The 12,398-nt window shown below is 67.5% G+C and carries 7 protein-coding genes; 2 read left to right on the top strand and 5 right to left on the bottom strand.

Annotation, left to right across the window (positions count from 1 at the left end; all coding sequences use genetic code 11):
- Positions 1–223: 223 nt before the first annotated feature.
- Both ppsA and ggt read left to right on the top strand, forming a co-directional pair.
- Positions 224–2,596, top strand: coding sequence for a phosphoenolpyruvate synthase (gene ppsA, locus ACRYRV_RS14595; RefSeq protein ID WP_444984656.1), 2,373 nt, complete (start codon positions 224–226; stop codon positions 2,594–2,596).
- 111 nt (positions 2,597–2,707) lie between these two features.
- Positions 2,708–4,534 carry a gamma-glutamyltransferase gene (ggt, locus tag ACRYRV_RS14600; protein ID WP_444984655.1) on the top strand — a complete coding sequence of 609 codons (1,827 nt, stop codon included), beginning with the start codon at positions 2,708–2,710 and terminating at the stop codon, positions 4,532–4,534.
- A gap of 12 nt (positions 4,535–4,546) precedes the next feature.
- Here ggt and ACRYRV_RS14605 read toward each other — a convergent pair whose 3' ends face one another.
- The 5 genes from ACRYRV_RS14605 to ACRYRV_RS14625 form a co-directional block, all read right to left on the bottom strand.
- A complete protein-coding gene (locus ACRYRV_RS14605) occupies positions 4,547–6,430 on the bottom strand; it encodes a glycerophosphodiester phosphodiesterase family protein (RefSeq protein WP_444984654.1) in 1,884 nt (627 codons plus the stop codon).
- Positions 6,431–6,513: 83 nt separating this feature from the next.
- Positions 6,514–7,002, bottom strand: a complete 489-nt coding sequence (gene rraA, locus ACRYRV_RS14610; RefSeq protein WP_253443442.1) for a ribonuclease E activity regulator RraA — start codon at positions 7,000–7,002, stop codon at positions 6,514–6,516.
- A 118-nt stretch (positions 7,003–7,120) separates the two neighbouring features.
- Positions 7,121–8,800 (bottom strand): diguanylate cyclase domain-containing protein, encoded by a 1,680-nt coding sequence (locus ACRYRV_RS14615; RefSeq protein ID WP_444984653.1) that lies wholly within the window; start codon positions 8,798–8,800, stop codon positions 7,121–7,123.
- 253 nt (positions 8,801–9,053) lie between these two features.
- Positions 9,054–11,657 carry a bifunctional aconitate hydratase 2/2-methylisocitrate dehydratase gene (acnB, locus tag ACRYRV_RS14620; protein WP_444984652.1) on the bottom strand — a complete coding sequence of 868 codons (2,604 nt, stop codon included), beginning with the start codon at positions 11,655–11,657 and terminating at the stop codon, positions 9,054–9,056.
- Positions 11,658–11,916: 259 nt separating this feature from the next.
- A complete protein-coding gene (locus tag ACRYRV_RS14625) occupies positions 11,917–12,267 on the bottom strand; it encodes a carboxymuconolactone decarboxylase family protein (protein ID WP_253443438.1) in 351 nt (116 codons plus the stop codon).
- Positions 12,268–12,398: the final 131 nt, after the last annotated feature.

Raw genomic sequence — 12,398 nt, forward strand, 5'->3', positions numbered from 1 at the left:
TCCGGCCATTGTCGGTGCCGCGACGACGGCTAACAAGCCTCATTTATCGGACATATTGTTAGGCGACTACATAAAAGCCCGAAAAGGGCCCATTGTTGTAAAAATCCTCCATTGCCTTCGCTGTTAGACCAATGGCGAATATGGCCAGCTCTTGGTAGAGTGCCGACCATCCCATCATGCCTCGCTGGCATGATCACCTGTCGTCGAAAGCCAAGGGGGTTCCGTGGACGATTATATTCTGTGGTTCGATGAGCTGGGCATGGACGATGTGGAGCGCGTTGGGGGCAAGAACGCCTCCCTCGGCGAGATGATCTCCAACCTGGCGGGTGCCGGGGTGACCGTGCCCGGTGGTTTCGCGACCACCGCCCACGCCTACCGCGAATTCCTCTCCCACGAAGGGCTCAACGAGCGCATCAACGCCGCACTCGCCACCCTGGACGTGGACGATGTCACCGCCCTGGCCCGCACCGGCGCCGAGATCCGTCAGTGGATCATCGACACCCCGCTGCCGCCCACCTTCGAGCAGCACCTGCGCAGCGCCTACGACCAGCTCCTCGCCCAGCACCCCAACCTCAAAGTGGCGGTGCGCTCCTCGGCCACCGCCGAGGATCTGCCGGATGCCTCCTTCGCCGGCCAGCAGGAGACCTTCCTCAACATCGAGGGCTTCGACAACATCAAGCGCGCCGTGCATGAGGTGTTCGCCTCGCTGTTCAACGACCGCGCCATCTCCTACCGGGTACACCGCGGCTACGCCCACGAGAACGTGGCGCTCTCCGCCGGCGTGCAGAAGATGGTGCGCTCCGAGACCGGCGCCTCCGGCGTGATGTTCACCCTGGACACCGAGTCCGGCTACCGCGATGCGGTCTTCGTCACCGCTTCCTGGGGCCTGGGCGAGACCGTGGTGCAGGGGGCGGTGAACCCCGACGAGTTCTATGTCCACAAGCCGACCCTGGCCGCCGGGCGCCCCGCGGTGCTGCGCCGCAACCTGGGCTCCAAGCTGATCAAGATGGTCTACGGCAAGGAGGCCAGCGCCGGCAAGTCCGTCGAGACCGTGGACGTGCCGCTCAAGGAGCGCGGCCGCTTCTGCATCAACGATGAGCAGGTGATGGCCCTGGCCCGCCAGGCGGTCACCATCGAGGAGCACTACCGGCGCCCCATGGACATCGAGTGGGCCCTGGATGGCGACGACGGCAAGCTCTATATCGTCCAGGCCCGCCCCGAGACCGTGGTCTCCCAGCAGGAGGGCGGCACCCTGGAGCGCTTCCAGCTCAAGGAGAAGGGCCGCAACCTGATCGCCGGTCGTGCCATCGGCCAGCGCATCGGCCAGGGCACCGTCAAGGTGGTCTTCTCGCCGGAGGACATGGACAAGGTGAAGCAGGGCGATGTCCTGGTCACCGACATGACCGACCCCGACTGGGAGCCGATCATGAAGCGGGCCTCGGCGATCGTCACCAACCGCGGCGGGCGTACCTGCCACGCGGCGATCATCGCCCGTGAGCTCGGCATTCCGGCGGTGGTGGGCTGCGGCGACGCCACCGAGGTGCTGGCCGACGGGATCGATGTGACCGTCTCCTGCGCCGAGGGCGACACCGGCCATGTCTACGAGGGGCTGCTGGCCTTCGATCGCAGCGTGACCAGCGTCGATGCCATGCCCGAGATCCCCTTCAAGATCATGATGAACGTCGGCAACCCCGACCGCGCCTTCGGCTTCGCCAGCCTGCCCAGCGCCGGCGTCGGCCTGGCGCGCCTGGAGTTCATCATCAACCGCATGATCGGCGTGCACCCCAAGGCGCTGCTCGACTATGACCGCCTGCCCGCCGACCTGCAGCAGACCATCGACCTGCGCACCGCCGGCTACGCGAGCCCGGTGGACTTCTACGTCGACAAGCTGGTGGAGGGCATCAGCACCCTGGCGGCGGCCTTCTATCCGGAGCGGGTCATCGTGCGCCTGTCGGACTTCAAGTCCAACGAGTACGAGAACCTCATCGGCGGCAAGCTCTATGAGCCCGGCGAGGAGAATCCCATGCTCGGCTTCCGCGGCGCCGCCCGCTACATCTCCGAGGCCTTCCGCCCCTGCTTCGAGCTGGAGTGCCGGGCGCTGAAGCGGGTTCGCGAGGAGATGGGCCTGACCAACGTCGAGATCATGGTGCCCTTCGTGCGCACCCCGGAGGAGGCGGGCCAGGTGGTCGAGCTGCTCGGCGCCAACGGCCTCAAGCGCGGCGAGCACGGCCTCAAGGTGATCATGATGTGCGAGCTGCCGGCCAACGCCCTGCTGGCCGACGAGTTCCTCGAGCACTTCGACGGCTTCTCCATCGGCTCCAACGACCTGACCCAGCTCACCCTGGGGCTGGATCGCGACTCGGGCATCGTCGCCCATCTCTTCGACGAGCGTAACCCGGCGGTCAAGAAGCTGCTGGCCATGGCCATCCAGGCCTGCAGGGCCCAGGGCAAGTACGTGGGCATCTGCGGCCAGGGCCCGTCGGATCACCCGGACCTCGCCAAGTGGCTGATGGAACAGGGAATCGACTCTGTCTCCCTCAACCCGGATGCGGTGCTCGAGACCTGGTTCATGCTGGCCGGTGAAACCCTGGGCTAAGCCCCTCGCAACGCCAGAGGGCCATGGCGCCCGGTCGACCTCCAGTCGGCCGGGCGTCTTTCGTCTATGCTGACAGACTCCCGCTGATTCGATGTGACAAGGAGCCTGTCCATGACCCTGCCCGCCGTTCCCTTCCGCCGCCGCCTGCTGGTGCCGGTGACCGCCGCCCTGATGCTCGGCCTGCCGCTCGCCGCCCAAGCCGAGGTGGCCTTCCAGTACGACCTGCCGGCCATCGCCCCCGAGGTCGCCTCCGAGACCCAGGAGAAGCCCGGCTGGGCCACGGAGCGCTTCGCCGTGGCCGCCGCCAACCCCCTGGCCACCGACGCCGGCTACCAGGTCCTGAAAGCGGGGGGGAGTGCCATCGATGCCGCCGTGGCGGTGCAGATGGTGCTGACCCTGGTGGAGCCCCAGTCCAGCGGGATCGGCGGCGGCGCCTTTTTGATGCACCACGACGGTGACGAGGTGGCCGCCTATGACGGCCGCGAGACCGCGCCGGCCGCCGTGAGCGGTGAGCTCTTCCTCGACGAGGAGGGCGAGCCGCTGCCCTTCATGGAGGCCGCCGCCAGCGGGCTCTCGGTGGGGGTGCCCGGCACCGTGCGCATGCTGGAGCTGGCCCACGCCGAGCACGGCCGGCTGCCCTGGGCGGAGCTCTTCGGCCCGGCGATCCGGCTGGCGGAGGAGGGCTTCGCGGTGAGCCCGCGCCTGGCCACCAGCCTCGCAAGCGAGCAGCCGCTGCGCGACGACCCCCTGGGCGGCGCCTTCTACTACCCGGACGGCGAGCCCCTCGAGGCCGGTACCCGGCTGAAGAACCCGGCCCTGGCCGCCATCCTGCGCGAGATCGCCGAGCACGGCAGCGCCGCCCTCCACGAGGGGCCCATCGCCGAGGACCTGGTGGCCCGGGTGCAGGGCCACCACAGCCGCGCTGGCGCCATCACCGCTGAGGATTTGGCCGGCTACGCGGCGAAGCGGCGCGACCCGATCTGCACCGCCTGGCAGGCCTACGAGGTCTGCGGCTTCCCACCGCCCTCATCGGGGCATCTCACCGTGATGCAGATCCTCGGCATCCTGGAGCACCTGCCCGAGGTGGAGACGCCCGTGGCGGAGGGCGTGCCCAGCGAGCCCTGGCTGCACCAGTTCCTCGAGGCCTCGCGGCTGGCCTTCGCCGACCGCGGCCGCTACATCGGCGACCCGGACTTCGTGGAGGCTCCGGGCGGGGACTGGTCGGTGATGCTTGCGCCCGACTACCTGGCGCTGCGCGCCGCGCTGATCGGCGAGGAGAGCCTGGGCAGCGGCGGGGCAGCGCCCGGCAATCCCGGGGAGCTCGCCGTGACCTGGGCCAGCCAGCCCGAGCAGCCGGAGTACGGCACCAGCCATATCAGCATCGTCGACGAGCATGGCAACGCCATCGCCATGACCACCACCATCGAGGCCGCCTTCGGCTCGCGGATTCTCGCCGACGGCGGCACCGGGCTTGCCGGCGGCTACCTGCTCAACAACGAGCTCACCGACTTCTCCTTCACCCCGCAGGATGAGGATGGCCAGCCCATCGCCAACCGGGTGGAGGCAAACAAGCGGCCGCGCTCCAGCATGAGCCCGACCCTGGTGTTCGACCGCGAGAGCGGGGAGCTGGTGGCGAGCCTGGGCTCACCCGGCGGGGCGGCGATCATCCACTACACTGCCAAGGCGCTGGTGGCGATGCTCGACTGGGGGCTGGATGCCCAGGAGGCGCTGGACCTGCCCCACGCCATCACCCTGGGCGGGCCGGTGTTCCTGGAGGAGGGGCGCTTCCCGACCGAGACCCTGGAGGCGCTCAACGCCCGTGGCCACGACGCCAGCGAGCGCGAGCTGGTCAGCGGCCTGCAGGCGATCCAGCGCACCGAGACGGGCTTCTTCGGCGGCGCCGACCCGCGCCGGGAAGGGGTGGTAATGGGCGACTAGCCCCTCTGGCCATCAGGAGCGCAGCCAGTTCCTGAGCTTCACCAGCAGCAGGGCGCCGTCGCCGAGTTCGCGGCGGTCGTCCAGCAGCTCGGCGAGCAGCGCGGGACGGTCGGTGATGATGGCGTCCACGCCCAGATCGATCAGCTGAGACATCCGCGCCCGGTCGTTGATGGTCCAGGCGTGGACCTCGTAGCCATAGCGCCGGGCCAGGCGGATCTCGTTCTCGGTGATGCGGTTGTGGCGCAGCCCCAGGGCATCGAAGCCGCGCCGGTCCAGGGTGCCGGGCAGGATCAGCTGGGCCAGCAGGGTGACTCTGAGCGCGGGTTCCCGGGCCTTGATCTCTCGGGCCAGGGCCGGTGACATGGTGGCCAGTCGGGTCTCGCCGATCACGTCGGGGTCGCCGCAGGCCGCCGCCGCCTGGGGGTCCGGGGCCTCTTCATGGCAGGCTCGCCTCAGCTGCGCTTCCCGGTGCAGCCTTGCCAACACGCCTTCGGCCAGGGCCAGCTCCCGGCCGGGGTCGGGCTTCAGGTCGATCATCAGGGCGCTCCTGCCGCGCACCGCCGCGAGGGCCTCGTCGAGGCCCGGTATCCGCTCCCCCTGGAAGGCGTCGCCGAACCAGCTGCCCACGTCGAAGCCGGCCAGCTCCTCCCGGGTCAGCTCGCCGAGGTCGCGCGGATCGCCGGTCAGCCGGGTGAGGCTGCGGTCGTGGAACAGCACGATCTCGTCGTCGGCGGTGAGGCGCACATCCAGCTCCACGTAGTCGCTGCCATCCAGGATGGCCTGCTCCACGGCGGCCAGGGTGTTCTCCGGGGCGGCCATGGAGCTGCCGCGGTGGGCGATGATGGCGACCTCGTCGCGCAGCTCGAAGCTGTTGACGATCAGCCACGCCTGGGAGAGGGCGAAGGCGATCACCCCGAGCTCCAGGGCCCAGGCCAGGCGCCCCGGATGGGCCCCCTTGGGAGGCGGCGCCGGGCGCGGCTCGCGGTGGGCCAGGCGCAGGAGGAGGCAGACCGAGAGCAGGGCGTTGGCGGCAATACCGACGAAGGTGATGGCCAGGGTGATCAGCACATAGGCGGTGAGATAGGCCAGGGTCGCCGGTATCAGGACGGCATTGCGTTCGGGCAGCCACCAGAGCAGCGGGGTGAAGAGGCGGTCGAAGAGCAGGGTGGTCAGGAAGGGCAGGGCGATGATCAGCAGCAGCAGGCCCACCACTGCCAGGGCGATGGGGCCCTTGCGACCGTGGGTGAGCCGGTGGCTGCGCTTGAGGGCAGGGCGGGGCCAGAGGCCCTCCATGGCCACCAGCGGCAGGGCCAGGATCCAGCGAAAGTAGAGAGTGGCGGCGATCGCCGCCCAGGCCAGCACCAGTGGCAGGCTGATGGCCAGGAACTGCCAGAGTGCGGGAGGGCGCACCCGCTGCACATAGTAGGGGTCGAGCCCACCCAGGAAGGTGCCGTAGAGCCAGGCGATGGCGAGCGCCACCGGAATCAGCAGCAGCAGGTGCGCCCCCACCTGAACCACGACCAGGGCCGCGAGCTGGGGCAGTCGGCGCAGGGTCCACCAGAGCGCCTCGAAGGCCAGGCGCAGATGGTTGTCCCGGGGGCGGGCCGCCACCAGGATCATCCCGGCCTGCTGCAGGTAGAGCACCAGGAAGGTGAGGCCCACGGCGGCAAGCAGCCACAGCGCCCCGCCCGCGCTCATCAGGATATCGATGAGCTCGGCGTTGGTGATGACGGTGCGGCCGAAGCGGGCCAGCAGGTGGGTCAGGGTCCAGGCCACCGCCGGCAGCAGCAGCAGCGAGGCCAGCAGGGTGAAGAAGAGATGATAGGCGATCAGCGGGCGCAGGTGCTCGCGCAGGGTGCGCAGCAGGTCCCGGTTCAGCTGTGCGAGAGCCAGCATGGCATCGTCAGTGTCAGGAGTATGGGGCCAAGGGTGACACCCGGGTGCGCCGGACCGCAAGGGCCCGGCGCCTCAGGGGGGCGTCAGCCCTCCAGCGGCAGGCGCTCGCTGGCCACCACGATGCCGTTGTTGTCGGCGTAGAGCCACTCGCCCGGGGAGAGTGTCACGCCGGCGAAGGTCACCGGGATATCCCGCTGGCCTTCGCCGCGCTTCTCGCTCTTGCGGGGGTGGGCGCCCAGCGCCTGGACGCCCAGCTCGGTCTCTGCCAGCACGTCCACGTCGCGCACACAGCCGTACATGATGACGCCGCTCCAGCCGTTGTCGGCGGCCTGCTCGGCCAGCATGTCGCCCAGCATGGCGCAGCGCGTCGAGCCTCCGGCGTCCACCACCAGCACCGCCCCCTCGCCGGGCTCGGCTACCGCCTCCTTGACCAGGGAGTTGTCCTCGAAGCACTTCACGGTGCGGATCGGCCCGCAGAAGGACTCGCGGCCGCCGAAGTTCACGAACAGCGGGTCCAGCACGCGCACTTCGGGGTGGGCGTCGCAGATATCGGGAGTAATGATATGGCTCACGTCGGGCTCCTTGCTTGGGCTCGGGTTGCGGAAAGGCGTCAAGCCCGATGATGCCACAGCCCGCAGGGGGGCCGCAGGACGGCTTTGGTGGCAAACTGGGCAAACGCGGTGCGCCGGCTCAATCCGCCAGGCAAACTCCGTTGCGCCCGCTCTGCTTGACGCGATACATGGCCTCGTCGGCCCGGCGAACCAGCTCGGCAACCTCGCTTCCATGGCGCGACGACAGGGCAATGCCGATGCTGCAGGAGGGCATCAGCGACAGGTCACCAAGGGTAATCGGCTCGACGAGCTTCCGCAGGACCTGAACGGCAATCCGGGTCGCCGTGGCGGCGTCGCTTACGCCGACGAGCAGGCCGATGAACTCATCGCCGCCAATGCGCCCGCAGAGGTCGGAGGCGCGCAGCGCCGACTGCAGCCGCGCCGCGAGAATCTGTAACACCCGATCACCCGCCGCATGGCCATGGGTATCGTTGATCTCCTTGAAGTGGTCGAGATCGATAAACATCAGCCCGATGGACGGCTGGCTTTCTATCGGCGTCACATCCAGCATCTGCCCGAGGCGCTCGAAGAAGGCCGCGCGGTTGAGCAGGCCGGTCAGCTCGTCATAGGTCGCCTGGCGCGATATGCGGGTTTCATGGGCCTTGCGTTCGCTGATGTCGTGGGCATTGCCGATCATGCCGATCAGCTGGCCGTCGGCATCATGGAGCGGGGAGGCGTTGGTGACGTGCCAGTGCCATTGGCCGTCGCGATGCCTGACGCGATACTCGAGGTTGCCCTGTCGCGTATTGGAGGCATAGACGCGCTCCATGAAGGCCTTGCAGTGCGCCATGTCATCGGGATGCACAATGCTGGCGAAATGCAGGCCGGACAGCTCCTCCGGCGCATAGCCCAGCAGGGTGAAGAGGTTGGAGGAGAGAAATTGAAACTCGCCCTCGAGGTTGAGGGTATAGATGACGGCGTAGGCATCCTCGACCAGGGTGCGGAACTTGTATTCGCTCAGGCGCAGCTCGGCCTGGGTCAGCTTCTGCTGGGTGATGTCCTGGAAGGAGACGATCATGACGCCTTCGTCGACCGTGGCGCTGATGAGCACATCACGCACGCTGCCATCCTTGCAGCTGACCCCGAACTCCAGCGGTTTGATCTGGCCGGTGCCTGCCATCGCCTCCCGCTGCGCGGCAGACCAGAGGGCTCGCACCTTGGCGCGATGCTGCGGGTCAGGGTAGGCCAGGGCGAACCACTCGTCGACGGTGGGCGCCTCCTCCGGCGTGTAGCCGAAGGTGCGGTGGAACTCGGCGTTGCTGAACAGCACTCGCCCCTCGCTGCCAAGCTCGACCACGGAGGTGGCAATGGGCAGGTGTTCCAGCAGGCGTTGCAGGCGGGCCTGGGAGGCGCGCAGCTCGCTTTCCAGCCGCTTGTAGGCGCTGATGTCGATCATGACGCCTTCCCAGAGCGTCCGGTTCTCCTCGAGGCGGCGGGGGTTGGAGGAGATCGCTACCCAGGTATCGCGCTCCTGACCCCGGAGCCGCCCCTCCCAGTGAAAGGGTTGCTGGGTCTCCAGGGCGAGGAGGTTGGCCTGGAGCATGGCGTCACGGTCATCCGGATGGATCACGTCCAGTGCCAGGCCGGGGTTGGCCATCAGGGCGTCGCGGGCGAGGCCGCACATCTGCAGCCAGCGATCGCTGACGTAGTGGAAGCGCAGCCCTCCGTCCGGCTGTACCTCGACGGCATAGGTGCCGACTGGCAGGCGATCGAAGAGCGCCTGGGTGGCAACGCTCAGCTGGGCGGTCTGGGTGGTCATGATCGGGACGTCTTGTTTGAGGGCTCGTGGCGCGGTCATGGTAACGCCATTGTTTCACATCGACCTGGCTCTCCTCTTGTTGACGATTGTAAAAGATTGACAATTCTCGAGGGTCGCTACCGCTAGTCGGGCGGAGCAACGAAAAAAGCGCCCCCGGAGGGGCGCTTCTGTCATCGGCTCAGGCCGCCGCGGAGGCGGCCATTCGATGTTGCGAGCATCGGAGTCGAAGCTGAGGATATCAGAATAGCGGCGATCAGGCTTCCTGAGCGACCGGAATCACGTTGGACGCGATCTTCTGATACTCCTCGATCTCGTGGAAGTTCATGTAACGATAGATCTCGCCGGCCATGGCGTCGAATTCGCCCATGTAGCGGCGGTATTCATCGACGCTCGGCAGGCGGCCTTCCACGGCGGCCACGGCCGCCAGTTCCGCGGAGGCGAGGTAGACATTGGCACCATCGCCCAGGCGGTTCGGGAAGTTCCGGGTGGAGGTGGAGACCACGGTGCTCTTGGCGGCAACGCGAGCCTGGTTACCCATGCAGAGCGAGCAGCCCGGCATCTCCATGCGTGCGCCGGCGCGGCCGTAGATGCCGTAGTAGCCCTCTTCGGTCAGCTGGTGCTGGTCCATCTTGGTGGGCGGGGCCAGCCACAGACGGGTCTTCAGGCTGCCGGCCGGCTGCTTCTCGAGCAGCTTGCCCGCGGCGCGGAAGTGACCGATGTTGGTCATGCACGAGCCGATGAAGACCTCGTCGATCTTCTCGCCGGCCACGTCGGAGAGCAGGCGGGCGTCGTCCGGATCGTTCGGGGCGCAGAGGATCGGCTGATCGATCTCGTCCAGATCGATCTCGATGACCTCGGCGTACTCGGCGTCCTTGTCGGCGCGCATCAGGCTCGGATTGGCCAGCCACTCCTCCATGCCCTGGATGCGGCGGCTGATGGTGCGCTCGTCACCGTAGCCGTTGGCGATCATCCACTTGAGCAGGGTGATGTTGGACTTCAGGTACTCGCTCACGCTCTCTTCGGACAGCGTGATGGTACAGCCCGCGGCGGAGCGCTCGGCGGAGGCGTCGGAGAGCTCGAAGGCCTGCTCCACGGTGAGGTCCTCGAGGCCCTCGATCTCCAGCACGCGACCGGAGAAGGCGTTCTTCTTGCCGGACTTCTCGACGGTCAAGAGCCCCTTCTGGATGGCGTAGTAGGGGATGGCGTGGACCAGGTCACGCAGGGTGACGCCGGGCTGACGCTTGCCCTTGAAGCGCACCAGCACGGACTCCGGCATGTCCAGCGGCATCACGCCGGTGGCGGCGGCGAAGGCCACCAGGCCGGAGCCTGCCGGGAAGGAGATGCCCAGCGGGAAGCGGGTGTGAGAGTCGCCGCCGGTGCCCACGGTGTCGGGCAGCAGCATGCGGTTCAGCCAGCTGTGGATGATGCCGTCGCCCGGGCGCAGGGAGACGCCGCCGCGGTTCATGATGAAGTCGGGCAGGGTGTGGTGGGTGTTGACGTCCACCGGCTTCGGGTAGGCGGCGGTGTGGCAGAAGGACTGCATCACCAGGTCGGCCTGGAAGCCGAGGCAGGCGAGGTCCTTGAGCTCGTCACGGGTCATCGGCCCGGTGGTGTCCTGGGAGCCTACGGTGGTCATCTTCGGCTCGCAGTACATGCCCGGGCGCACGCCCTCCATGCCGCAGGCCTTGCCGACCATCTTCTGAGCCAGGGTGTAGCCCTTGCCGGTGTCGACCGGCTGCTCGGGCAGGCGGAAGACGTCGGAGGCGGGCAGGCCCAGGGACTCGCGCGCCTTGGTGGTCAGGCCGCGGCCGATGATCAGCGGGATACGGCCGCCGGCGCGGACTTCATCCAGGATTACCTGGGTCTTCAGCTCGAAGGTGCTGAGCGCTTCGTCGGTGCCATGCTTGCACACCTTGCCCTCGTAGGGGTAGACGTCGATGACGTCGCCCATCTCGAGCTTTGAAACGTCCATCTCCACGGGCAGGGCGCCGGAATCTTCCATGGTGTTGAAGAAGATCGGGGCGATCTTGCCGCCGAAGCAGAAGCCGCCGGCGCGCTTGTTGGGCACGTTCGGGATGTCGTCACCGAAGAACCACAGCACGGAGTTGGTGGCGGACTTGCGCGAGGAGCCGGTGCCGACCACGTCACCCACGTAGGCGACCGGGAAGCCCTTGGCCTTCACTTCCTCGATCTGCTTGAGCGGACCGGTGGTGCCGGGCACCTCGGGCTTGATGCCCTCACGCTCGTTCTTGAGCATGGCATTGGCGTGCACTGGGATGTCCGGGCGCGACCAGGCATCGGGAGCGGGGGAGAGATCGTCGGTGTTGGTCTCGCCGGGCACCTTGAAGACGGTGAGGGTGATCTTCTCTTCCAGGGCGGGCTTGGAGAGGAACCACTCGGCGTCGGCCCAGGACTGGATGACGTCCTTTGCCACGGCGTTGCCGGCCTTGGCACGCTCTTCCACGTCGTGGAAGGCGTCGAACATCAGCAGGGTGTGCTTGAGCTGCTCGCCCACTTCCTTGGCCAGCGCGTCGTCGTCCAGCAGCTCGACCATGGAGACGATGTTGTAGCCGCCCTGCATGGTGCCGAGCAGCTTCACCGCGTGGATCCGGTCGATCAGCGGCGACTCGGCCTCGCCCTTGGCGATGGCGGTGAGGAAACCGGCCTTCACGTAGGCGGCCTCGTCAACACCCGGCGGAACGCGGTTGGTGATCAGGTCGAGGACAAACTCCTCTTCACCTGCCGGCGGGTTCTTCAGCAGCTCGACCAGTGCGGCGACCTGTTCAGCGTTCAGCGGCTTCGGCGGCACGCCTTCGGCGGCGCGCTCCTCGACATGTTGGCGATAGGCTTCAAGCACGTTGGGGCCCTCATTGCTAGTGAAGCCAGAGTGACCCGACCCGGCACGTAACCTGCCGATACGGCTCCTCTGGCGCGGGAGTCAGGGGTACGGCACCCCCCGTCCAGTTGGCCGCGATTCTACGGTAAGCTGTCGACAATGTTAAGCAAGCCCCGCCCCGCGGGGCCTTGCACTTTGGTCGGCGCTGTGTGGGTTTGACTACAGCGGACGTCGCCGAAAAGGAAGCGCTTGGCGCCGGCAGGCACCGGCGCCGACGGCGTCAATCGCGCTCGGCGACGAAGGCGTCGAAGGCTTCCAGCGCCTGGGCGGCGGTGGTAAAGGAGGGGCCTCCGCCCATGTAGATGCACACGCCGATCATCTCCATCACTTCCTCGCGGGTCGCCCCCAGCTCGGCTGCCGCCTTGGCGTGAAAGGCGATGCACCCTTCGCAGCGCACGCTGATCCCGATGGCCAGGGCCATCAGCTCCTTGTGCTTGTGAGAGAGGGCCGCGTCCTTGTTGGCGCCCTTGGCCATCTGGGTAAAGCCCTTGACGACGTCGGGGTTGCCCTTGCCGACCTCCTGCATCAGGGCCGAGAGATCCTGGGTCGTCTTTTTCCAATCCTTGTGCATGGCGGTTCTCCTCGATGAGTGGCGGGATATAACTAAACGGTCGATTGATAGACTGAAACTACCATGCCACGGCATCTCCCGTATTGTCGCGGGTCAAATCGCCGCATCGCGTCCGTGGCTCTGGGCGCAGG

The organism is Halomonas mongoliensis, assembly GCF_052496345.1.

Coding starts and splice junctions, on each gene's coding strand:
- ggt (WP_444984655.1), top strand. CDS start 2,708: ATGACCCTGCCCGCCGTTCCCTTCCGCCGCCGCCTGCTGGTGCCGGTG.
- ACRYRV_RS14605 (WP_444984654.1), bottom strand. CDS start 6,430: ATGCTGGCTCTCGCACAGCTGAACCGGGACCTGCTGCGCACCCTGCGC.
- ACRYRV_RS14615 (WP_444984653.1), bottom strand. CDS start 8,800: ATGACCACCCAGACCGCCCAGCTGAGCGTTGCCACCCAGGCGCTCTTC.
- ACRYRV_RS14625 (WP_253443438.1), bottom strand. CDS start 12,267: ATGCACAAGGATTGGAAAAAGACGACCCAGGATCTCTCGGCCCTGATG.